The organism is Rhodoglobus sp. G.S.4 (assembly GCF_056619605.1).
The window spans coordinates 2175396-2198882 of the sequence record NZ_CM152748.1; the positions used below are offsets into that span (position 1 = coordinate 2175396).

A 23487-nucleotide genomic window follows, 5' to 3' on the forward strand; every position below is an offset into this window, starting at 1 on the left:
TTGTCCTTTCATCCGGCGTCGGCGCAGCCGATGCTGCGGTCCGCCTCGGGGCTCAGTGCGTCGGCAAAGAAACTGATCTGGGCGCGCTGTTCTCGCAGGCGCTGCACCTCACCATCGATAATTCTGAGGCCGACATCATGGCCGGGCAGCAGAGTCGCGCTCGTGTCGGTCAGAAGCGAACGCAAGCGATCGATTGTGCGAACGCTCGCGTCTTCGTCCATGGTGGAGTCAACGTGCGCAGTGGCCAGCTCGTGAATGTTTTTCACTGAGTCCCCCGAAAAAATGAGGGACTGCTCAGCGCGCTCAGTGAAGAATGCCAGGTGATGAGGCGTGTGACCGGGGGCGGCAATCGCGTGGATTCCTGGCAGCACTTCTTGCCCCGGCCGCATCCGTTCGACACGCTCGGTACGGCGCATGAGCTCTTGCACATGCAGGTCAGGGATGAACTTGGTTCCTGCTGGCTGCTCTGCCGCCCATGCCAGTTCCTGCTCGCCCACCCAGGTGACGGCGTTCTGGAACATCGTAAAGTTTGCGACGTGATCCCAGTGCATATGGGTCAGCAATACGTCCGTGATGTCTGCCGCGGTCAGACCCAGACGTTCGAGCGACTCGTGAATCAGAGGAATGTAGGCGGGCTGCCCCGCATCGACCAGTACACGGCGTGTGCCATCGTCTAGGAGCCAGAGGCTGCTCCAGCCAAAGGCGCCGTGCGAGCTGGACTTGCCGGGAAACCCTTCAACGAGAGGGTGAGCGGTATACCGCGCCGCGGCCTGCTTCATCTGCTCCATCGCATCTCCTTCCAATACTATTGACTATAGTATTGGATTCTCACTGGTTTGTCCATGAGCGCTGCCGCCGACTTAGCTCCCCAAAAGTCGCTCCGTAGCACCGAGAACGTGCAGGCGCATCGCTTCTGCCGCACTGTCCGCATCGCCCGCCACGATCGCATCGAAGATCGCACCGTGCTCGGGCGCTGCCTGACGTGCTCCCGTGCGACCAAACTTGGAAAAGAGTCGGAACCGCTGAATCTGGCCGCTGAGCGCCGCGTACGCGAGTGCCAAGAACTGGTTACCCGACTGTTCCGCGATCAGCGTGTGAAACTGGTTGTCCGATCGCCAATACAGGTCAAAACCTTCGGTCTCCATGTCAGCCGCATCCGCTGACTGTTCGAACTCGTTCAGGCTCTCACGCAACGCGGCAAGAAACTCAGGCGTGATTCGCAACGCGGCGCAGTAGGCGAGACGGGGCTCCAGCACAAGACGCGCTTCCTTCAGCTGCTCGACTTCGGCGCGCGTCATCATTGGTGCGACGCGGTACCCACGAAGCGCCTCACGCTGAACAAGGCCCGTGTACTCCAAGCGCGCGAGCGCCTCACGCAGCGGCGTCTGACTGACATCGAGCTCGCGAGAGAGTGCGCCAATGTTCAGACTCTCGCCCGCTCCGCGCTCCCCCGACATGAACTGATGTAGCAACACGTCGTACATTTGATCTGCGATCGGTTTTCTCGCTGACTTGCGCTCGGCCATTAGCTCTCCCATGCGTCGACACCCTCAATCAGGTTTGAGCCTACCGCCCGCGCGCTGCGGCCCCCTGACTAACGGTCCAACACGACGGCGATGTGTTCAAAGTCCACGCGCCGAATCTATCGACCAGTAGCCGTGTGGACACGCTCCTCGGCGTTTGCGGGCTTTACGTGTCGACCGGCTCCTTTGCGCCGCCTCGGTCCTCGCACCGGGTTGGGCCCGAAGCTTGCTGAGAACGCGGCCGTCCAGGAACTTCGTCAACGTCTGACAACCTTCGCGCCAGGGACTCAGAGAGCAGAATGCTCAGTTCTTTATCGAGCCAAGAGAGTTTCGAAACGCTCGATTTCGGCGTTCTGAGACGACGAACGAAGCGCAATGGACGCCATAGAATCTGGCTCGAGTTTGCCGTCAGAGTTTTCTAAGAGTGGGCAAAAGGTGGGCAAAAACGGATTTTTCATGGTCTGACCACAGAACAAATACCTGGTCAGAAGGCAAAAAAGGCTGTGCCCCTGGAGGGATTCGAACCCTCGCCACGGCACTATGAGAAAAAGGCGGATGCCCAAAAGCCTCGGGAATTCAGCGTTCTAGAGTGACAATAGCCACGGAGGATCTGTGTTGTTTACCCACGGTTGTGGGCAAAATGTGGGCAAACTGCATTGGTCTGCTGCACGAGTAGGTGACAGTTTCTAGTCACGCAGCCAGTGTGGCAGGCGTGTTCATAATGGCCTCGAATTCGATCGGGGTCAACCGTTCCAGTCGGGGCTGTCGGCACCGCCGGTGGTAAGTCCGCTCGATCAAGGTTACGACCGAGATGCGCAGTTGCTCGGGGGAGGTCCAGGATCGGCGGCCCAAGACGTTCTCGAGAAAGAAGCTCTCCATCGCGGCGCTGTCGCCGCATGAGGCGACTCGGCCCATCGATCCGACACTTCGATGGCGGGTGAGCGCGCGAAGGAACTTCCTGCTTCGAAATTGGGATCAAAAGTCACGACCGAGCGGGGCCGGCGTTCGCGAACTTTAGCTTCCACGGTCGCATACCCAGAGTCTAGCCACGAGCCGAGAGATCCCACGTGAACTACGTCTGCCGCTGGAGCTGGAAGTAGCGGAGAGGGATCCCATTGAATCGCGAACTCGTAGGTGGCTGAGCCGGTGGAATCGATCGTCGCGAAAGCTTTCGATGTCAGATCAGCGGTGATCGAACTGCGAGTGACCTCGACGCCTGCTCTCGATAGTTGGTGTGCAATGAGGCGGCCGCCTTCGTCAACACCAAATTGGGAGTGGAATGTAGTAGACATTCCGAGTCGCGCGACTCCGACAGCAACATTAAGCGGGCTGCCGCCAAGGTAAGAATCCACTCGCATTTCATGTTCTACAACGTCGATGAGCGCCTCACCAATACTCAGGATGTGAGTCATCGCGAGAGGCGGTTCGCTGTGACCCCGCCGTTGCCGGTCACAGTAATCGCATCCCCCAATTGAGTGATCGCCGCTGCCAATACTCCACTTTCACTTGATAGCTCCAGTACGGGCCCATCGAGAATGATGCGAACTTCCGCTCCGGTGTCGGGCTGTTGCCAGGAGTTAGTGCCGACTGTGAGCGTCAACAGTTCATCGCCTCGCTCAATCCTCGCCACAAGAACTTCCCCCGAGGAAATCTGGAGCGCAATGCCTCCGCTCCAGTCGATGTCAGCCGAGTGTCCTCTGATCAGGTCTCCAGTAGCCACCACGTCGCGATACTTTTTGAGGCCAGCGTGCGGTGTGGCCACAAGGACATTGCCTATGAGCGATAGCGTGTGGGGCACACTATGAGCACTCGCCCATCCCGCCAGCTTGTCTTCAACATGACGCAACCAGAATGTCAAACTGGGCTTACCTTCTTCGTCACGGAAGAACGATGGGGCGTAATAGCTCTCGCCATAGCTTAGACGCCCCCACGAATCTGCAGTAAAGATGCCGTTTTCGTAGGAGCCAACGCCATACGCAACGTAGTGGAGCACGTCATCGTCCCAGACAGAACTGACCAAGACATGGCGCCCGTCCAGTTCAAAGAGCTGAGGGCATTCCCACAGTGCGCCCGTCCAGACAGGTTCGCGCTCGTTGGTTGAGCGCTGGGCCGCGATCCCGTTGTAGCTCCAACTCACCAGATCCTGAGACGAGTACGAGAGGGCCGTTGCCGTGCCATCCGCAAGTCCGGCGCCGATCCACATTGTCCACCCTCCAGCATCCTGGAATACGTAGGGATCCCGGTACGCAATGATGTCTAAATCTGCGGGCGGTTCGACAACGACAGGTCCCTTAGTCCAATTGGCCCAGGACTCATCATCGGGAGTGGCGGTACGGACTCGCCCGATTCCGATGTTCGGCTGAACAACAGACGTGTAAAAGATCGTGCTCGCGCCGGCTTCATCGGTTACGAGCGAGCCGGTCCAAATTCCGTCATCGCCATCGCCTGGAACAATCGCTAACGGAAGCTCGTCAAACGAGAACAGGTCTGGGGACGTGGCGTGGCCCCAGTGGCAGTTCGGCGCCCAGAAGACACTGTCTGGAACGAACTGGTAGAAGAGGTGGTATTGGCCATCGCGAAAGGTGATTCCGTGAGGGTCATTGATCCAGCCCGCTTCAGCAGTGAAGTGAAACTGAGGGCGCATCAGGCATCCGCCTTTCCTGCATCGAAACGGGCTCGGATGTCGCGGGCCTGCGCGATATTTCCCGCCTCCCAGTCGTTGATCTCGAGCTGGCGCTGGGCGCGCATGTCGTCCCGGGCCTTTGTGAAGCGCTCCATTCGTGCTGCGGCCGCAGCCCGCGCGGCCGTTTGGTCAGCAGTGAGTGCGGGCAGAGCCGCTTCGATCATCCGCTCAACCGGACGCAACGGAAGTCGCTCCCCGACCGGAGGGACCGTCAAGAGCGGCGAAGGCAGTGTCTGGTACCAATAGGCAGTGGACGACCAGTCATCAGAAAGATGGTTGCCATGCCCATGCTCGAATGTCACCTTGATGCGCTTCTCAAAACGAATCGGATCGACCACATGGAAGCGGTAGCTGTGATGGAAGCCGGGGACGTCTTCTTCGTGAACGATCGTGCCGTTGAACTGGAAGGCGTTCCGTTGCATCCCCCACGCATGCCCGAAGTAGTCCTCCATCCCTGTTCCGTGAAGGCTGGGGGGCCAGGTGTCATCGTCAATGAAAATCATGTCGTCGCCCTCGCCCCACCACGAGCCCTGAAAATGTCGTACGGCGAGATTGCACCCCACGTAGTGCCCGCGTCCCTCTGTCTCGAGCGCAACGTAGTTATCAGCACCGTTCAGATTCGGCACCGTCGTTTCGATGCTGTTTGTCTGAAGGTCGGGCGCCCAGCCACTGTTGGGAAGGGCCCGTCGCCAGTGAGCGTGGAAGTACACAGTGTCTTCGGGGAGCCGCTCCGGCGTGAGTTCGTAGTCGATGTAGAAGTACTGGAGATACGGGATATCGTTCTGGTTCTCGACCACGATGCGCGCCCGGCTTCCGAACGGCATCCGGAAGTAGCTATTGAACGCGGCGCTTCCACCGAAAGTGTGTAGCTCAGGCTCCTTCGCGGAAACAGAGAGAGGCAGCGAGTCATAGCTGCCCGAAAGCGAGTTCATCAGGCCGAAGAAGTCGCCGAGAGGTGCGATCACGCTCGGAGTCTCCTGCTCGTCCCAGTAGATTTTGAACACAATCTTTCGGTAGTAGTCAGGGTCGACCACTTCCCAACTGACACCAAGAGCATTGTGGATCTCGAGCATGGGCACGCCAACGACCGCTGGATCGATCTGACCGGGGCCTGGATTGATGCGGCACGACTGGGTCATCCATATATGGGTAATGAAACCTGGGCCTTCGAGGTCGGCCAGTATGCGTTCTTCCCCTGGCATGATCAGCCAGTTATCACGGTTGCGACCAGTTTGGTCAAAGCTCGACGCGCGAGCGCTTCGGGCAGTGCGTGCGCGGGTGAGATCGCCGAGCATGCCGGCGGGAGTGTAATCGGTCACCATTGTCCTAACTTTTCGATTCGCGCAAACGGCGAAGCCTGTCGAAAGCGCATCGAAACGTTTGCGCATCCCGATAGTAGGGGCGAGAGGCTCTCTTCGCAACCAACCCAGCCTTTAATTGGAGATTGGCGGAGAAAGCGCCGTCGTGTACATTTGCGCAAAGCGGTGCAAAAAACTGCCGCATCGACGGAGGAGGAGTGCCCATGGCCTCAATGGTGGAAGTTGCTCGAATTGCAGGAGTCTCAATCTCCACTGTCTCGCATGTGCTCAACGGCACCCGGAATGTCGAGCCTGCAACCCGTGCCCGCGTAGTCGCAGCAATCGAAAAGACTGGATACCGGCAAGACGCTCTGGCCCGAGCGATGCGGCGGTCGAAAACTGACAGCATCGGCCTCGTTGTTTCTGATGCCGGGGAGCCGGCCTTCGCCGACATGGTTCATGGGGTCGAGGAAGCGGCGGCAGAACGCGGTCTAACACTCGTGCTCGCCAACTCTGCCGAGAATGCCGTGCGACAACGCCGTGCTGTGCACACTCTCCTAGATCGAAGAGTCGACGGATTAATCCTGGCCTGCGCCGCCGAGCCTGACACCGAGCTTATGGCTTCACTTCAGACCGAGAAGACACCCATCGTGCTACTCGACCGTCTGTTTTCAGAACTCCCTTTCGATCAGGTCGGAGCGGACAATCGGGACTCTATGCGGCGACTGATTCAGCACATGATCAGCGCAGGGCACGGCAAGTTTGCAGTAATTGCGGGAGATACTCGCGTGCCAACATTGCGTGAGCGACTCGACGGCTTCACCGAATCCGTAATGCTGGCCGGGCTCAACGGCGACGACCAAGTAGTTCTCACTGGCACGGATGCGCAAGCAACACGAGATGCTGTTCGGATGCTGCCAGCGAGTGGCGTGACGGCCGTGATCGCAACGAGCACAGTGTTGGCAACGCTTGCGCTTGAAGAGCTGAGCGCTAGCGGGATCCGAATCCCCCAGGACATCGCTTTTGCAACGTTTGACGGATTCAACCACCCCGATCTCTTCGAGCCCCGTATCACTACCGTGCGTCAACCCGCGTTCGACATGGGGTTTGCCGCTGTGGGGCTGCTCGCTGATCGACTCGCTGCTCCAGAACCTAGCGCGCGCACGGTTCGGCTGCAACAAAAACTAGAACTACGAGATTCGACAGAAAGTTACATTCAGGGAGCCTCTTCGTAAGGCCACTTGACACCGCCCGCAAGAGCGAATACTTTCAGACAAACGTTTTTCTACAAACGTTTCGACACAGCCTAATCTCATCGAAGGAGATGAACGTGCACAACTCACCACGCAATACCCTGCTGCGGCGTATAGCTGCTGGCGTGCTGGCCACCTCAACCGCGCTGGCTCTCACCGCCTGCGGAACAGACGGCGACAACGCTTCGGACGGAACCATCGAGATCACTCTCTCGATGCAAAACCCGGACGTGAAGACTGCCGACCCTGCCACCTGGGCGATCATCGAAGCATTCGAAGAGGCGAACCCAGATATCTCTGTAGCCGTGACCGGAGAAGCCGTTGCTGAACACCTCCAGAAACTGTCCATCGCCGCACAGAGCGACACTCTTCCTGACATTTTTTGGGTCTACAAGTCGACCGCAGTCGAGATGGAAAAGGCAGGCAAGCTACTCGACCTGCGCCCCGTACTCGACGAACTAGACCTCACCGACAAGTTCCCCGCGAGCACGGTGTCAAACTTCTCAACCGATGACGTCATCTTCGGAGTGCCCTACCAAGGGCTCCTCACTGGCCTCTGGTTCAACAAGCAAGTGCTTGCGGATAATGGCCTTGAACTCCCTGTGACGTTCGATGAACTCGTCGCTGTTGCGAAGGCGCTCAACGCCAAGGGCATTACAACGATATCCAACGGAGCCAACCAGTCGTCATTCAGTGTCTGGAGTTTTCTCGTCGACCTCAATCGCTTCGGATACGAAGACAAAATTGACGGCATCCTCGCGGGCACCGAGAAATATGACAACCCCGACTTCCTTCGCCTCTACGAGAACATTGCCGAGCTTCGTGATGCTGGCGCGTTTGCCTCCAACGTCTCAACTCAGACCTACCAGCAGGCAGTTGACCAGTTCACGAGCGGCAACGCAGCGATGCTCGACGCCGGTGTGTGGGCGTCGAGCGCCATTCAGGATGCCGGGATAGACGCCGGTTTTTGGGCCGGACCCCAATTCGACGACGGTGTTGGCGAACAGAACATCGTCATGAACGTCGCCTCAGCACCGTTCTCAGTCGCGGCAACCGTTGCCAAAGACGAGGCCAGGCTGGCCGCAGTAAAGAAATTCATCGCGTTCTACTACAGCGATGACGCCCAGCAGTTGCTCGTAGACAACGGCCAGCCCCCAGTAACGACCTACATTCCTCAGGTTGATGAAGCTGAGCAGCCCGCCCTTAAGGCAGCATTGGACACTGCAACAGCCGATGGTGTGACAAGCCCTGAGACCCAACCGGATCTCATCGTCTCGACCCCTATCGCCAACGCTATGTACGACAGCATCTATGGCGTTATCCAAGATCAGCTCACCCCGAAGCAAGCACTTGAACTAGTGCAAAAAGCATTCGACGCTGAATAGCGTGATCGAGCCCGGCGCTCATCACGCCGGGCTCGCCCCTAACCAATATACCCACCCGTCACCGCAAGAGGAGCGTCCCGTGATCTGGATTAGTTCGCGTTGGAAGATCATCGCGATGGTCGCGCCGGCGCTCGCGATGGTTTCACTGTTCATCGTCTATCCGGTGCTCTACTCAATGGGCTTCAGCCTCACCAAATTCCAAGGCTTTGGAGAACCCGAGTTCATCGGGTTCGACAACTACGCAACGCTGGGTGCGGACCCTTTCTTCTGGCAAGCGCTGCAAAACACTCTCATCATCCTGTGCGTAAGCATCGTGCTCCTCGTTCCGCTGTCATTCGGACTCGCGCTGCTGCTGCGTGTGCGCATCCCTGGCGGATCAGGGTTGCGTGCACTGGTCTTCGGCCCCGCAATCATCGCGCCGATTCTGATCGGACTGATCTGGGTCTTCATTCTCGATCCCAAGATCGGGCTTCTAAATCGCCTGCTGGCCGCGCTCGGAATCAATCCGGTGCAGTGGATTGGTGGCGACACCCTCACCCCCTACGCCGTCTCCCTCGTGTTCATTTGGAGCAGCGTCGGCTTCGCAATGACCATCTTCTACGCCGGGCTTCAAGTGCTGCCTAACGATGTGATGGAAGCGAGCGCCTTGGATGGAGCTCGGGGATGGCAACAGCTCGCTTGGGTCACAATCCCGATGATGCGCGAGACGTTCGCCATCGTGACGATCCTTCTCATTACCAATGTCTTCAAGATCTTTGAACTCGTTTACGTCCTGACCGGCGGCGGGCCTGTTCACCGTTCCGAGACTCTCGTCAGCTACATGTACTTCATCACCTTCACCAACCAGCAGTACGGGCTCGGCATGGCAATCGCAGTGATCGTTACGGTGCTTGGCGCGGTAGTGTCCGCCGCCTACTTGCTGCTCTCCCGCGAAAGGAAGACAGCATGAACGCCCTACGCCGACTGAGCGGCTGGCGACTCGTCGCAGCGATTGCCGCCTACCTCATCACGTTCCTCATCATCCTGCCGCTGCTCTGGATCGCCCTACTCTCGTTCCAACCAAGCGAAAACATCCTGAGTGATCCGTTCTCGTTCGACTCGCTAACAATCCAGAACTACGTCAACGCGATCACTTCCTTGCCACTGCTGAGGATGTACGGCAATACGATTCTCATCGGTGTCATCTCGGTCACGATCGGTGCCGGAGTTTCGTTCATGGCGGCATTTGCGTTCACTCGAATGATCTTCCGCCGCAAGCGTGTGCAATCGAGCCTTCGGTTTTACGTGCTCGCTGGACTGGCGGTGCCGGTGTACATCCTTCTCTTCCCGGTGTACCGCCTCGACCTAGCGCTCGGAGTTTTCGGGACGTATGCCGCGCTAATTCTTCCGTACATTGCGGTGTCGATTCCCTTCAACACCTTGCTTCTCACGGGTTTCCTCCGAGAGTTCCCCACGGAGATCGAGGAGGCTGCCATCCTTGACGGCGCAGGCCTGTGGCGCTTGTGCACCTCAGTGGTGCTTCCCCTCATGCGCCCAGTGATCGCAACCATCCTCATCTTCAACGTCGTCTACGTCTTCAATGAGTTTCCGTTCGCGTCGATCCTGATCAATGATCCTGATCTCGTGACCGTCTCTCTTGCAGTGTCGAGATTCCAGGGTCAGTTCACTGTCGACTACGGCGGGATGATGGCGTCGGCAACGCTAGTACTGTTGCCGCAATTGATCATCTACGCCATCTTCCAACGTCAGGTGATTGCTGGGCTGACTGCAGGTGCTGTCAAGAGCTAGGGGCGCGAAACTGTGCGCACAAGACGTGCGTAGCCTGACCGTCATTCTCAAGATTCTTGTCGTCGAGGACGATGTCGCCATGGCACGCTCGTTCAGCACGGCCCAGAAAACGACGGCTGCGCGGTAACTCTGGTGATCAACGGAATAGATGCCCTGATCGCCACCGCGAACGAAAACTTCTCGGCTGCCGCGATTGATGTCATGTTACCCGAACTGACCGGGTTCGAGATCTGCGGCCCTTGCGCCAGGAGGGCAACTCGCTTCAAGTGCAGCAGACCCGAACTGTTACCGATGCCCTGAGACATAACAAAATATCTGTGCCCCACCAGGACATCGGCGGCAGTTCACACCCCCCACTCTTTCCCGGTCTCCCATTGCGACGGCTTTACTAAGGGACGAGCCTCATACGCGTCACGGCCGGGCGTTCGCTCAGCCAGGAATGGTTTCCGCAGACGCCGTTACTGGCCGACTTGCCGACTTGCCGCGCAGATTGTGACGGACCCTAGGGCTGCGCTATAGCGGAAGGCTGTAGCGCGTTCGTCGCGAAGTGTTGCCAGCCCACCCTTTTGCTCGATGCCGCAAAAAGCTTCGCTCCACGGCGCTGCGGTCGCGGCAGTCCATCCTTTCCAGCCCGGGCGGTCGCCCGCCTCCAGAACCGTCGCGCTCACCAGCTGGCCTGACCCCGCGATTCGGCGCATCCCCGCGTGAAGACATAACCGATACCGTGAGCAGTCTCAATCCACTAGGCGCCGACAGAAGGTGTGGCCCTAAACGCATTAACTTTCGTATCGACGACAACTTCGGCCTCGCTTCCAGAATCGAGGATCGTATTTCGAACTGACTCGGAATCGACCTTGACTGCCGTAACGACCAAGCTGTCCGAAGCCTCAGTCGTCAGCAAAGCGTTTACCTGAGCTTCGAAGGCGGAATTACTCGACTCGGCGTGAACGTCCACTGCCACTATGTGATTGCTGGAGACGTAGTTGGAGCTCCCCGCCATTAACCGGATGATGACCGGCGTCGCACCAGCCGGGCGGATGCTCTCAGAGTCGATGACCTCGGAGAAGTGGTTACCGATGACCGAATTGTTGCTACCGCTGACACAAAGGAGCCCAATGAGATCATCTAGGCCGTTATCGACGCCCAAGAAAGGCGTCCAAGGTTCAAGATCGCGCAGAAAGTGATTCGAAGCCACAAGATTCTCCGAGCTATTCGCTCCGAGAACCACCATCCCAGGGTAGAACGAATGCAGGCGGTTATTAGTGACGCTTGAACGCGTGACTCCGTTGAGATAGACGCTACTCGCCCCCCGTGGAAAGATGTTGTTGGCTGTGATCAACAGCCCGCCATGATTCTCGGCGTAGATCGAGTGGCCGGTGAAGCCTGCTCCGATGAGGTTGTCAGTGATCTTCGAAGCCTGCCCCCACCCACGCAGCTCGATGCAACTGCCACATTCAGCAATGAAGTTGTCATGAATGGAAAGCGCGTCAGCGTTGTGGATAGTGAGAGCGTGCTCGAGGTAGACGAACCCCATGCCGTTGACGCGGAACGAGTCATTGGCATTCGCGACATAGATGCCGGTTTTGCCGTTTATATAGGTGTTCTCTGGATGCAGGTCCGAGCCGTCCGGAGTGAAATGCAACCCGTCGATGCAGAAATCAGAGAATTCAACCGCGCTGATCCGCGGGCTCCCACTGCGCTCAATGTAGAAGGCTGCGCCTGCGGACTCTTCGTCATCCTTGTCGAGATGAATTTCCACAAGAATGCGACTGCCCCCGGGCCACAACTCGTGCAAGCCGAGAGACTTGTCTTGGGGAGTATTGAACCGGATGCTCGAAGACGTGAAGCCGTGACCCGAGCCCTGGATCCTGAGGAAGCTGATGTCGATCAGAACCTGTGTGCGGAGGTGATAGTCCCCAGGTGGAAAGTAGATCACCGCGCCCGGCTTTCCGCCTTTGTTCTCATCGGTGGCTACCTGTCGGCTCTTGATATCAGCGATGATGCTGTTAAGCACCTCGCCGATGTCCTCGGCCGGGTTACCGACGGGCCACTTAGTCACATCGTAGTAGTTTGCGCTTGACATAGATTTTCTCCTTTGTGGCGTAATCAGGCTGCAGCTAGTTGCGAAATGATCTCGGCCAGGCTCGGCAGATCAGCGCCGGGCCGGGAGACTGTAACGGCCGCAGCAAGGGCTGCTTTCCCTCCGACGTCCTCGAGCTGTTGCTGGGAAATCGGATGCCCATCCCAGCCACCGCTTCTGAATACGAGGGCCCAAATCAGAGCTGCCATAAAAGAATCGCCAGCGCCCACAGTGTCCACGACTACCGTCTTGACTGGCGGGATAATAATGCGATTCGCACCGCTCGCAAGACACGCACCCCTGCTTCCTAGCGTGATCCCGGCCACGGTCACCCCTCCATCAATAAGGAGATCGAGTACATAGTTGACGGATTTTTCCGGGAAGAAGAACTCGGCGTCCTCATCACTTAGTTTTGTGATGTGGCTGGAGAAGGCGAGCGCCTCGAAAAGTTTGTGGGACTTTCGTGAGTCTCGGACGAGGCTCGGTCGAACGTTCGGATCGAACGTGATCAGCGCTCCCGCTGCACCGCCTCGTCGGACGATGTCGTTTGTGACATCAGAACCCGGCTCGAGGAACGCCCCTAGCGAACCTGCGTGAATAACCTTCGGTGCCCCGAGTTCACCGAGGTTGACGGGGTCCCAGCTCAACGCAAATTCGTAGGTTGCCGATCCGTCATCTGCGACGGTGGCTATCGCTTTCGATGTCGGCGCATTCGTCAAGGAATCTGGGGTGATAATCACCCCGGATTCACCGAGGTGCTTTCGGATTAGCTCCCCGTCTTCGTCGTTCCCAATAGCGGAGTGCAAACGAGTAGCAACATTCAGACGAGAGAGTCCGAGCGCCACGTTCGCGGGCGATCCTCCCGTATAGCGACTAACACGGCCGAGGTCGACAACTTCGTCGATGAGCGCTTCCCCTACTACTAGCGCGCCGCCATTCACGACGGAACTCGTTCTTCCAACATTTCTGAATGGCTCGTCAATACGATCGTCAGCCGGCCATCGACCCAGTGAACAGGCTGCGGGTCGCTGATCTCTCCGACCCAACCGCCATTTTCGTCGTCGTTGCGGAATGAAAGAATTTGCCACTGTCCCTCACGATCCTGAACCAGCCGTCCAACATAAAGTCGCTCGTCGGTGAGTCGGTACGCATCTGCCAGATGGAATGGCCCTGTCAGAGAGTCGGCAGGAAACGCCCAAATACCTCCGACGGGATCTTCCGCATGGCGTTCGTGCGACAGTTCGGAGGCAAGGCAAGAGAATATTCCCACTGGCGTGCCGTCAACAACGACAGTCTGAACCACTTCGATGTGTCCAAATCCGGCGCCTGGCTCGGACAGCGGAGGCTGAACAGTCCAGTGGGTGAGGTCCGGTGAGGTTGCGTGCCCGATGACTCCGCGGTTATCGGGATCGCCGTGGTTGGCGCGCGCAGTGATCAGCATGTGCCAGTCGCGCCGATCGCGGAATACCCACGGGTCGCGCCAAGCCTGGTCAGGCCAAATTCTCGTGTCCGCGGTTTCATAGTAACGGGCGTCCGGTTCAAGAATCTGTCTCTCGGGTTCTCGGCGCCAAGTGAAAAGATCGTCGGAGACGACGGAGCTGATCCGTTGGTTGAGTCCACCTTCGGCACGACTGACCGCCGTATAGAACATTCGCCACTTGCCGTTGTCGCCACGCACTACTGACCCCGTCCACGTTGAGAGGTCATCGAAGGCCGGGGAATCATCCGGAATGACCGCATCGGCGTGCTCGATCCACGTCGTGAGATCTGTGGAAGTCGCGTGTCCGATGGTGGCACGCCAGTGCCGTCGGTCGGGGTCAAGGAGAGCTCGGGACGCCTTTAAAAAGAAGAGATGGTAGCGGTCGCCATCATCGGCAATCCAGAAGTCCCACACCCAGGACGAGGCCAGTCGAAGCATTTTATGTAACCTTTCAGTTGTCTCGTGGTGTGCCGACTGATCCTCGGATGACCAGTGGGCAGTCGAGGCGTGTGGGGGTGTCGGCGAGGAGCTTATATTCGTCGTCTCCGTGAAGCAGGTGCACGAGAGTGTCGACGGCCCAAGCGCCCATTTCGTAGTGAGGGAGCGCCACAGTGGTCAGGCCAGGGAACAGGTTGGCCGCGATGAGTTCCTGGTTGTCGAAACCGACGATCGAGAGGTCGTGCGGGATGTCCAGACCCAGTTCATTCGCGGCCCGGTAGGCACCCATTGCCATCCGATCGTTGTAACAGAAAAGGGCGGTTGGCCGGTCGTGTCTCGCTAGGAGTTCTCGAGCAATCTCGTAACCAGGAAGGGTTTCTGACGGTGCTTGAACGATCAGTTGTTCATCGATCGGAATGTCGTGCTGTCGCAACACCTCCTTGTAGCCGACCAGACGTTCGTGCGCAGCCGGCACATCGTCGTCGTTATTGAGAAAGCCGATGCGTCGGTGACCGGCCTCGACAAGGTGCGTGACGGCGGCGATCGCGCCCCCCACCTCGTCAGGCACTACTGCCGGCACAATGCCTGCCTTGTCGGTCGAGTCGATCAGGACGGCAGGCAGACCCTTCAGGTTTGGAGGGAGGGATACTTGACGGTGATACATCGTCGCGTAGAGGACGGCATCCACTTGCCGGTCAATCAGCGCCTGAACGTCATCTCTGTGTGAATCGCCGGATTCGCGCTCAGTGTTGATGATGACCAGGGTCAGGTCATGTTCGCGCGCCGCATTCTGGGCGCCAAGAATAATCCTGCCCGCGTGAGGAGTGGTTGCGATCTCTTCGCTCAGCAGGCCGATGAGCCCTGACCTGTTGGTTCGGAGCGCTTGCGCCATCCGGTTCGGGCCATAGCCAAGTGTTTTCGCTGCTTCGCGGACACGAGCTCGTGTGTCTGCGGCGACCCGCATTTGAGGGGTGTCGTTCAGGACGTGGGACACCGTAGTAACCGAAACTCCAGCCATTTCGGCGACATCTCGAATCCCGACATTTCTCACTGCCACAGTTCTTCTTCTTCCTCTAGATGCGCGAGTCCACTCGTCGTAGCGACCAGCGCCGCTGCCACCATTAGGTCTGAAGCGGCTTCTTGTCGGGTGCGCGCCGAGTAAGTCCGCTGAGCGGAGTTTGTAGTCTCCAGAATTCCATCGGAGGTCTGATTTCGTTCCATGGCGCGACCGTTCATCCTTTCACTGCACCGAGAGTGAGGCCCGCGACGATATGACGCTGCAGTGCGAGAGTGAGCAGGATAACGGGGATTGAGTAGATCGCAGCAAGCGCGGTCATCCCTCCCCAGTCGAGTCCAAACTGCGTTTGGAAGTTCGCGATCACGATAGGCGTTGTCTGCGCACGAACAGAGGTGAGTAGGAGCGAGAAAAGGAACTCGTTCCATGACGCAAGGAAGGCGAAGATCGCCGTGACTGCAAGGCCGCCGGAGACTACCGGGATTACGACTCGCCACAATGCTCCCAGACGTGATGCTCCATCAACCCGAGCCGCTTCTTCGAGCTCACCAGGGACGGCTTCGAAGAAGCTCGCCATTAGCCAGATCGAGAGGGGAAGCGAGAGGGTGGTGTGCGCGATAGCAAGGCCCAGAGATGTGTCGCTGATTCCGAGAACGCGCATCGTCTCTATGAGCGGGGCTCCCACTGCGATCGTGGGCACCATCCGTGTTACTAGCGCTGCCATGACGAAGACCTGCCCGCTTGGTGTGCGATACCGTGTGATCGCATAGGCCGCGGGTACCGCGAGCACGAGGGAGAACGCCGTGCTCAAGACAGCGGTCACGGTGCTGTTAATCAGCGCCGGAACTACCCCGTCCTTGCTGAGCGCTGTCACATAGTTCTCTAGTGTCCAGACCGAGGGCAACACAGAGGGCGGCACAGCGATCGCATCGAGCGGCGTCTTGAACGAAGTGAACAGAAGATAAAGGAAAGGGAACGCATAGATCACAAGAACTACTGCGAGTGCGCTCCACAGGATCAGCCGTGATGAACGTCGGTTAGTTTCGATGCCAATCATTTGTCACTCCCTGGGCGCCAGATTGCGTATATCGCCGCGGTGGCAATCACGAGCATTGCAACAAGATAGATAGTGCCCATAGCACTCGCGAGGCCAGGGTCGCCGTAGCGAGTCATGGTTCGGTAGACCAGAAGGCTCAACGTCGTTGTGCTCTCCTGTGGTCCACCGTTGGTTTGAATGAGGATGATGTCGAAAGCGCGAGCCGCATCAATTCCCCGAACAATGAGCGCTACAGCAATTACAGGTCGAAGCAGAGGGATAATGATGCGGAAGAGCATGGTGGAAAAGCGAGCACCATCCAATTTCGCCGCTTCAATTACGTCACCCGGCACGTTCTGCAGGCCCGCGAAAAGCACGAGGGTAATGAACGAGGTAGTAAGCCAGACGTCAGGCAGTGCCACCGAGAACAATGCAATGTTCGGGTCGCTTAGCCATCCGATTTGACTACTCGTTTGGAGGATTCCCGCTTGGCGAAGAAGTTCGTTGATAATCCCGAAGTTGTCAATAAGCAGGAAACGCCACAGCAGCCCGGCGACGACGGGCGCGATCATGAGCGGATACATAAAGATAGTGCGGAATACCGCGGATCGGCTTCCGAGCGACGCAAAAATAAGCGCTACAGCCAACCCAATTGCAAACTCAAGGGCAACGACGATAACGGTGTAGACGATCGTGCGGAATGCTGCGCCCTGGAACGCCGTTGAAGCGAACGCGGCGGCAAAGTTATCGAACCCCACAAAGATTCGGGGTCCTCCGGAAATGGGCGAGATCTCATAGAAACCGTTGGAGACGAATCTAATAAGAGGCCACAGCACGAATGCTGCGAGAAAAGCGGCGGCCGGTGCCATCAGTAGCAAGGCGAACCGTCGGTCGGTGAGGCGCACGAGAGTGAATCCTTTGAACGAGTCGGATGGCGGGGCAGCCCGCAATTACACAGACTGCCCCAGATTGCAGTGCGAGTTACTGGATGATTGCTTCGATCTGCATCTTGGCATCTTTCAACAGGGCAGCGTTGTCAGCGCCAGGTTCAACAGCCTTCTGGAGCATCGGCGTGAGCACAGTGTTCACAATCTCCTGCCATTTCGGCGTCGCGGGCCTCGCGAACGTCGCGGGCGAGTTGAGTGTCTCGAGGATTGCTGGGTAGTTTTCTCGACCCTCGACGTTAGCCTGCGATTCGAAGGCAGAAATTCGCGAGACAAGTCCCAACGATGTGTCCACTGACAACTCGTTATTCTCATAGGCGAAGGCAATGAAGTCCTTCGCTTCCTGCTGCTTGGTGGTCGCTGTCGGAACGGAGAGATACCAGGCACCCGGTACGCCTGCGACACCGCCCGGGCCGGCGATCATTGGTGCGGCACCAATGTTTCCCTTGACGGCGGCATCATCAGGAGTCTGCGTGTATGCGTGACCCCAGAACCGCATCATCGCCAGATTGCCCTGGTAGAAGAGGTTCTGCGCTCCTGCCCAGTCGAGCTGCGAAGCACCAGGGGGGGCGTAGGGAAGCAGGCTCGTATAGAAGTCGAGCGCTTCGAGGTGCTCAGCACTGTCGATGGTCACATCGCCGCTGGATGGGTCAAGCACCATCTGAGTCTCGCCAGCTTGCGACACAGTCGCAAGCCATTCAGTCTCCACCGCGCCCTTGACATCTGTACCGTAGAGATCAATCTGTCCGTCATCATCGGTGTCGCGAGTGAAGAACTTCGCAACATCGGTGTACTGGTCCCATGTCGTCGGCGCGGCGAGTGGGTAGCCGAACTCAGCTTCGAAGTCTGTCTTGTTCTTCTCATCGTTGAAGAGATCAGTGCGGTAATAGAGGATCTCGGAGTTGGTGAAGATCGGCATCCCTACGTAGATGCCTCCCACTTGCGCCTCTGACACAAGTCCGGGGAAGAGGTCTGACGTGACATCGTCAGTGAACAGGTCATCAAGAGGTGCGACACCCTCCGCGAATGCGCTCAGCCAGATCGCATCAAGCGCGGCAATATCGAACGAGACGCTGCCCGAACCAAGTTCCGTCTGGATGCGGTCATACAGTCCGTCGTATGGCAGTTCAACGAGCTTGATAGTCGTTCCAGTCTCTTCCTTGTACAAGTCGGCGATTGGCTGGAGCTCTGCAAGGCCGCCACCTTCGACAAGGACTGTCAGTTCGTCAGAGGAACTTCCGTTGGTTCCGCCACCGACGCCACACCCCGAGAGTGCGAGTGCCGTGACCGACAGTACAGCCGTTCCGAGTAATGCGGCACGAGTACCGCGCATATTGCGAAGCTTCATTACTTCGACTCCGTTCTTTGGTAGCAGTATTGCTACGCACTGTGATTGAGATCACCATAGCGATGATCAAACGTTTTGGCAAAACGTCTTGGCACGAGTTTCCCCTACGGGCCTTTCGGAGTCAACGCCAAAAATTGCCAAACAGATAAAAGGGCGCACCGAGTCTTGACCCGCCGACGGTCCCGCCCTACTATCGAGCAACTCACGAATGCCAAAACCTTTTTGCAATTCACTCAATGTTGAGGGAGCTCCATGAACAAATTCGAACCTGAGCCTGCGCACGCGAGCATGTCGCTGTCACGTCGAGGATTCCTTATTGCGGGATCGACGGCGGCTATTACTGTGTGGCTGACCACGCACGAAAAAACGGCCACGGCGGCTCCCACACCGGCGGCCACCACATCAGTCGAGCACACCCATAGCACGTTGCTTGGTGTGCTCTAAATTTTTGCCCACCCCATCCACATTTCAGCAGAGAGGCCACTATGCCTTCGACCATCTACGACGTAACTACTTGGACTATCCCAGGGCTTCCCGGCACCACCGCCTATACCGACATCGGTGCGGTCGTGAACAGCATCATCGCTGACATCAAGGCGAACCAACCGACCCAAGCTTCCAAGCCTGGAGCAGTTGTCTACATCCCGCCGGGCGACTACTCGCTCAAGACCCGAATTGTTATCGATATCAGCTATTTGCAAATCAAGGGCTCCGGCCATGGATTCACTTCATCAAGCATCCGATACAACGCCGGGAGTACCGCGAGCTGGTTCGAAGTCTGGCCGGGCGGTAGCCGCATCAAGGTCGAGAACACCGACGGCAACTCTGAGGCGATCTTAATCAACCGTGGAGGTTCACCAAGGCTGAGCTCGATCGAGCTAATCGACTTCTGTCTAGACGGGCTGTCGTTCAGCCCCAATCAGAACAGCTACCTTAACGGAAAGATCGGAATCCGCTCAACGAGCGACACAGACTCGTTGCGCATCGCGGGGATGGGGATGGTCTACCTTCAACGCGGCCTCGTTATCACTGGAGCCGACGCACTATCCGTCACTGGAAACTTCATCGCTGAATGCGGCAATTGCATTGAACTCATCGGATCAGGGCAAGCCTGCCTGGTCAATGACAACTTAATCGGAGCCGGGTTCGTCGGGTTCTCCATCTATGCGGAGAACCACTTTGGTCTGCTGATCTCAGGAAACAACATCTTTCCGCGCGGTAAGAGTTCGGTTCATCTCAAAGCCTGCTCAAACTCCAGCATTACAGCCAACCGGCTACATGCCTTCTATTCGGGAATGATTCAGTTCGAAAGCGGCTGCACGAACAATTTGGTGGCATCGAATCACTTCCTTCGACAGCGAGAATCGTTTCCGCCATTCCAAGCCAACAATAATGGTTTAGACGACTTGTTTGGTCTGGTCCATATCAACGGCAGCGGCAATACGGTCGCGAGCAACCACTTCAGCTTCGACGTGGCTGCTGCGTACGTTCAGCCTCTCGGGACGACACCGACGATCGTTTTAGTTAAGTCAGGAGCAAACAACTTCGTCGCCACCAACCACACCATCGCAAACATAGGCGTGAAAACTGTGGTGCTCGACGGCAGCACTGTAAACACTAAGGTGCTCGACTGCGGGTCCGCAGGCGAGTTTCAAGCCCTCGCCGGATCCTCCTACGGTTTCCGCGCGACACCGTAGCTCCCCCTCCCCCTCCCCTCTGATTCCGTTTGATTGTCAAAGGAGATAATCATGGCTCGCCATTCGCCCCCCACTCGCTCCAGATTTGCCATTGCCGCCGCCGCGGCGATAGCGGTGTCATTCGGACTGCTGCTAACGCCGCCGGCTTCCACTGCAGAGGCGGGTTCACCGCTCGACTACCCCGAGTCCCCGTACGCGGCAACTGACTACAACGAAACGTTCCGCGGGCAGTTCCACTTCAGCCCTCAGAGTGGTTTCATGAACGACATCAATGCCCCGCTTTACTACCGGGGCACCTACCACCTTTTTTTCCAGCACAACCCACACGGCCTCACTTGGGACACTATGCACTGGGGGCACGCCACAAGTCCCGATCTAGTGCATTGGACGCAAAAGCCAATCGCGCTCGAGCCTGGAGTCCATGCCGGCAATCTCTGGTCGGGGGCCGGCTGGGTCGATGTGAACAATGTGACTGGGCTCAAAACGGGCAACGACGATCCGATACTACTGTTTACCAACACCGAAGGCGTAAGCATCGCCTACTCCACCGATGGCGCAAAGTCATTCCAAATGTACAACGGCGGCGCCAAAGTAGTAAGTGACCTACAAGAGAGCCGCGACCCAAAGATTCAGTGGGACGCGGCCAACAACCAGTGGGTGATGGTCACGTTCCGCGCGGGAACCGGGGCAGTGTTCTACACATCAACAAACCTTTTGAACTGGGCTTACCGTTCCACCTTCACCGCGGAATGGTTCGTCGAATGCCCCGATCTTTACCTGCTTAATGTCGATGGCGGAGCATCTCAGAAATGGGTGCTACAAGACGCAAGCGGCGAGTACGTGATCGGTTCCCTAAGTTCAGCGGGCAACTTCACTTCGGACTGGGCGACGCCACAAAACATGGAGTGGGGCAAGTCGGACGCAGCATTTGCACCATCAGTCTGGTACGCCCCACAAACCTTCAACCAACTTCCCGATGGGCGAGTGGTCCAGCTAGGCTGGCAGCCGAGCAATGCTGGCGTGACGTGGACTGGGAACGCATCATTCCCCGTTGAACTTGGACTGACGACCTATCCAGAGGGAATACGTCTAACACGCAACCCAGTGGATGAGATCGCAACAATCCGCACGTCGACCCAGACTTGGGGCAGCCGAACGATAACTACCGATCCAGCCAGTGATCCGTTGAGCGGAATTTCAGCCGACACCTACGAATTAAACGCCACCTTCTCCGTCAGCGATGCGACCGCAACCGAGTTCGGATTCCGATTACACACCCGGAATGACGGAACGAGTGACCGCACCGTTGCGTATACCACCGCGACGCAGCAACTTTATGGGATGTCGCTACCACCCATCTCGAACGAGGTGACAATGCAACTGTTGGTTGACCGTGGGCAGCTAGAGGTCTTTGGCAATGGCGGAAAAATGGTGTTCAGCGACAACGTCTCATTCGATTCGTCAGCAGGAAGCCTTGGGCTCGAACTGTACGCGATCGGAGGTTCAGTCACGCTTACCTCACTGGAGTTCTCCCCTATATCATCCGCCTGGGCACCTGCGCCTCAAGGAATCGCACCCGCGGGGGCGATCACCTCAACCGGACACCAAAACATGTGCATCGACCGGGATGTAGCCAGCGGCAAAGCACAGCTATGGAATTGTCTTGGCAACGCCAACCAAACGTGGACACTCGACAGCTACGGTCAGCTCACAACCGACGGCTTCTGCTTGCGAGTGCCACAAGGGCAAAACGTGAACATGACACTTGTGTCGATCGCAGCATGTTCCGGGGCTCCGAATCAGAAATGGCGACAAGGCAACTTCGGATCGTTGATCAATCTAGCGTCTGGCAAGTGCCTCGACGTTCCCGAAGCCGACTTCAGCAACGCTCGACAGCTTCAGATCTACGACTGCGTAGGTAGCCGAAACCAGAGTTGGGTGGGGCCGACATACACGACGGCGGTCGGCTCCATCGCTTGGAACACGTCCAACTCGTGCGTCGATCTGGATGTCGCGAGCGGCGAGGTCCAGATATGGTCGTGCAACGGGTTGGCCAACCAAATCTGGAGTCTTGAGCGAGACGGAACGCTCAACAACACGGAAGTCTGCATGCAGCTTTCTCCTTCTTCACTGGGAAACGGCGCGCTTGTCTCCGCGGCCACGTGCTCGCCGACGGCCGCCAACCAGCAATGGAGCCGTTTCGCGAACGGACAACTCCGCAACGTGGCCGCCGGTCGTTGCTTGGATCTTGACTCCGGTAATCTGACCAACGGGCGACAGCTCATCGTGTGGGATTGCGTGGGCGGCCCAAACCAGACATGGGTCGGACCCGCGTGACGTCGGCAGTGCAGAAGCTTCGGAGTGATCAGCGAAGCTTGGACCAACTTCACAGATCACAGACCATACGAGCCTCACCGACAGGTGTTCTAGTCGATGAAGCATCACCCTGATAGCGGCAAGCTTCAGGATGGTGAACACCCTTATCATGCCGGAGCAGGATCGCACTCGCGAGTTTGGCCTCATGAGAGCGATGGATACGGACAGCGGCAATGACTTCGGCCTTTTCTTCAGCCTTCAATTGGTCTTCGTAGCCTCGAAATTTTTTCGTCCAGCGTACTGCCCGAACACTGCTCCATGCCCTCCGTTCGAAAGTCTGCTGGATTGGGTTCGGCGCACGGGAATTCCGCCACCGTCGCGGGAATCGAGGCACGTCTGGGCCAGTATGTGCGGGTACAGGTGATTCGAAATCGAGCCCGACGACCGGTCGTCATACGCTCGACGCAACGGCCTCAGAAAGGGCTTCGACGATCGTCCAACGCGGGTCTGTACTTTGTATGAACTGTGATCAAACCGTGGGCAAAACCGCAGAGACCATTGTCAATGCTCCTCAGTTGTGGGCACACGCGATTCAAAAACCGCGGGATTGCGGATAAATATTGGCGCTGATCAGCACTTTTACATTGTGCCCCTGGAGGGATTCGAACCCCCAACCTGCTCCTTAGGACGGAGTTGCTCTTCCGTTGAGCTACAGAGGCTGGCGCTACGAGTGTAGTCGAGTCAGGCACTCGGATGCCGAAGGCGACCGGCCCGGACTCAGTGCGATTCGCTGGTCGGCTCGCCAGCGAGCTCAGGGATCGGCCACTTCAGCGGATTGAGGTCTGGTTCGAGCCACTGCTCGCGACCCGAAGCAATCCGCCCGGCAGAATAGAAATGCTTGATGATCGACTTACCGAACAGCTCAGGCGCCGCATCAACATCTCCTACCGAGGAGATGAGCTCGAACCAGGCTCGCGTGAGGGTGACGTGGAACGCATCCGGCTTGCCAGCCCGAACAGCGAGCGCCTTTATCCCGATAGTGAGCAGTTCAAGCCCATCAGCCTTGCCGTAGTGGCGAGCGAGGCCCCACGCTACACGGACATGGTTTTCATGAGAAAACTCTGCGGGAGAAATCTTGCCAGCCTCAAAGGCGGCAACGAGTTCGGTGTTGTTCATAGGCGCACATTCACCGCGCACTCCAAG

At 57.6% G+C, this 23487-nt stretch carries 21 protein-coding genes and 1 tRNA gene; 7 read left to right on the forward strand and 15 right to left on the reverse strand.

Translation table 11 applies throughout. The annotated features are described in order from the left end of the window. Window positions 1-8: 8 nt before the first annotated feature. The 5 genes from AC061P_RS10690 to AC061P_RS10710 all read right to left on the reverse strand — a co-directional run bounded on the left by AC061P_RS10690 (window position 9) and on the right by AC061P_RS10710 (window position 5528). On the reverse strand, window positions 9-788 hold the full coding sequence (locus AC061P_RS10690; RefSeq protein WP_480391174.1) for an MBL fold metallo-hydrolase: 780 nt from the start codon (window positions 786-788) through the stop codon (window positions 9-11). Between the two features lie 72 nt (window positions 789-860). Then, window positions 861-1538: a GntR family transcriptional regulator gene (locus AC061P_RS10695; protein ID WP_480391175.1), complete on the reverse strand. Its 678-nt coding sequence runs from the start codon at window positions 1536-1538 to the stop codon at window positions 861-863. 785 nt (window positions 1539-2323) lie between these two features. After that, complete coding sequence (locus AC061P_RS10700) at window positions 2324-2935, reverse strand: PfkB family carbohydrate kinase (protein WP_480391176.1); 612 nt, start codon at window positions 2933-2935, stop codon at window positions 2324-2326. Next, on the reverse strand, window positions 2932-4167 hold the full coding sequence (locus AC061P_RS10705) for a glycoside hydrolase family 32 protein (protein ID WP_480391177.1): 1236 nt from the start codon (window positions 4165-4167) through the stop codon (window positions 2932-2934). Before AC061P_RS10705 ends, AC061P_RS10700 begins: the two co-directional genes overlap by 4 nt. Then, window positions 4167-5528, reverse strand: coding sequence for a glycoside hydrolase family 172 protein (locus tag AC061P_RS10710; protein WP_480391178.1), 1362 nt, complete (start codon window positions 5526-5528; stop codon window positions 4167-4169). The genes AC061P_RS10705 and AC061P_RS10710 overlap by 1 nt, the downstream gene beginning before the upstream one ends. Before the next feature lie 200 nt (window positions 5529-5728). Between AC061P_RS10710 and AC061P_RS10715 the strand changes: the two genes are divergently transcribed. The 4 genes from AC061P_RS10715 (at window position 5729) to AC061P_RS10730 (ending at window position 9930) form a co-directional block, all read left to right on the forward strand. Further along, window positions 5729-6739, forward strand: a complete 1011-nt coding sequence (locus tag AC061P_RS10715) for a LacI family DNA-binding transcriptional regulator (protein ID WP_480391179.1) — start codon at window positions 5729-5731, stop codon at window positions 6737-6739. Window positions 6740-6834: 95 nt separating this feature from the next. Then, entirely contained in the window at window positions 6835-8142 is a 1308-nt protein-coding gene (locus AC061P_RS10720; RefSeq protein ID WP_480391180.1) for an ABC transporter substrate-binding protein, read from the forward strand. A gap of 1 nt (window position 8143) precedes the next feature. Beyond that, entirely contained in the window at window positions 8144-9091 is a 948-nt protein-coding gene (locus tag AC061P_RS10725) for a carbohydrate ABC transporter permease (RefSeq protein ID WP_480391181.1), read from the forward strand. After that, window positions 9088-9930 carry a carbohydrate ABC transporter permease gene (locus AC061P_RS10730; RefSeq protein ID WP_480391182.1) on the forward strand — a complete coding sequence of 281 codons (843 nt, stop codon included), beginning with the start codon at window positions 9088-9090 and terminating at the stop codon, window positions 9928-9930. Before AC061P_RS10725 ends, AC061P_RS10730 begins: the two co-directional genes overlap by 4 nt. 458 nt (window positions 9931-10388) lie before the next feature. On the opposite strand, the gene AC061P_RS10735 is transcribed toward AC061P_RS10730, so the two are convergent. The 8 genes from AC061P_RS10735 to AC061P_RS10770 form a co-directional block, all read right to left on the reverse strand. Continuing rightward, on the reverse strand, window positions 10389-10598 hold the full coding sequence (locus AC061P_RS10735) for a hypothetical protein (RefSeq protein ID WP_480391183.1): 210 nt from the start codon (window positions 10596-10598) through the stop codon (window positions 10389-10391). Between the two features lie 74 nt (window positions 10599-10672). Continuing rightward, on the reverse strand, window positions 10673-12013 hold the full coding sequence (locus AC061P_RS10740; protein ID WP_480391184.1) for a right-handed parallel beta-helix repeat-containing protein: 1341 nt from the start codon (window positions 12011-12013) through the stop codon (window positions 10673-10675). 23 nt (window positions 12014-12036) lie between these two features. Continuing rightward, complete coding sequence (locus AC061P_RS10745; protein ID WP_480391185.1) at window positions 12037-12951, reverse strand: carbohydrate kinase family protein; 915 nt, start codon at window positions 12949-12951, stop codon at window positions 12037-12039. Next, on the reverse strand, window positions 12948-13928 hold the full coding sequence (locus tag AC061P_RS10750) for a glycosyl hydrolase family 32 (protein ID WP_480391186.1): 981 nt from the start codon (window positions 13926-13928) through the stop codon (window positions 12948-12950). The genes AC061P_RS10745 and AC061P_RS10750 overlap by 4 nt, the downstream gene beginning before the upstream one ends. A 13-nt stretch (window positions 13929-13941) precedes the next feature. Beyond that, window positions 13942-14985: a LacI family DNA-binding transcriptional regulator gene (locus AC061P_RS10755; protein WP_480391187.1), complete on the reverse strand. Its 1044-nt coding sequence runs from the start codon at window positions 14983-14985 to the stop codon at window positions 13942-13944. Between the two features lie 175 nt (window positions 14986-15160). Continuing rightward, a complete protein-coding gene (locus AC061P_RS10760) occupies window positions 15161-16000 on the reverse strand; it encodes a carbohydrate ABC transporter permease (protein ID WP_343922821.1) in 840 nt (279 codons plus the stop codon). Continuing rightward, complete coding sequence (locus AC061P_RS10765) at window positions 15997-16884, reverse strand: carbohydrate ABC transporter permease (RefSeq protein WP_343922828.1); 888 nt, start codon at window positions 16882-16884, stop codon at window positions 15997-15999. Before AC061P_RS10765 ends, AC061P_RS10760 begins: the two co-directional genes overlap by 4 nt. A 76-nt stretch (window positions 16885-16960) precedes the next feature. Next, window positions 16961-18271 carry an ABC transporter substrate-binding protein gene (locus AC061P_RS10770; RefSeq protein ID WP_480391188.1) on the reverse strand — a complete coding sequence of 437 codons (1311 nt, stop codon included), beginning with the start codon at window positions 18269-18271 and terminating at the stop codon, window positions 16961-16963. Between the two features lie 252 nt (window positions 18272-18523). On the opposite strand from AC061P_RS10770, the gene AC061P_RS10775 reads away from it, so the two are divergent. From AC061P_RS10775 to AC061P_RS10785, 3 genes are read left to right on the forward strand one after another with little or no spacing between them, the layout of a single operon-like run. Next, the gene (locus AC061P_RS10775) at window positions 18524-18715 is read left to right on the forward strand and encodes a hypothetical protein (protein WP_480391189.1); all 192 of its coding nucleotides are present in this window, start codon (window positions 18524-18526) and stop codon (window positions 18713-18715) included. A 41-nt stretch (window positions 18716-18756) separates the two neighbouring features. Then, complete coding sequence (locus AC061P_RS10780) at window positions 18757-19968, forward strand: NosD domain-containing protein (protein ID WP_480391190.1); 1212 nt, start codon at window positions 18757-18759, stop codon at window positions 19966-19968. 51 nt (window positions 19969-20019) lie between these two features. Next, on the forward strand, window positions 20020-22305 hold the full coding sequence (locus AC061P_RS10785) for a ricin-type beta-trefoil lectin domain protein (RefSeq protein WP_480391191.1): 2286 nt from the start codon (window positions 20020-20022) through the stop codon (window positions 22303-22305). A gap of 626 nt (window positions 22306-22931) precedes the next feature. Here AC061P_RS10785 and AC061P_RS10790 read toward each other — a convergent pair. Together AC061P_RS10790 and AC061P_RS10795 are read right to left on the reverse strand one after the other, a co-directional pair. Beyond that, a tRNA-Arg gene (locus tag AC061P_RS10790) sits at window positions 22932-23003 on the reverse strand. A 58-nt stretch (window positions 23004-23061) separates the two neighbouring features. After that, window positions 23062-23460, reverse strand: a complete 399-nt coding sequence (locus tag AC061P_RS10795; protein ID WP_449647286.1) for a hypothetical protein — start codon at window positions 23458-23460, stop codon at window positions 23062-23064. Window positions 23461-23487: the final 27 nt, after the last annotated feature.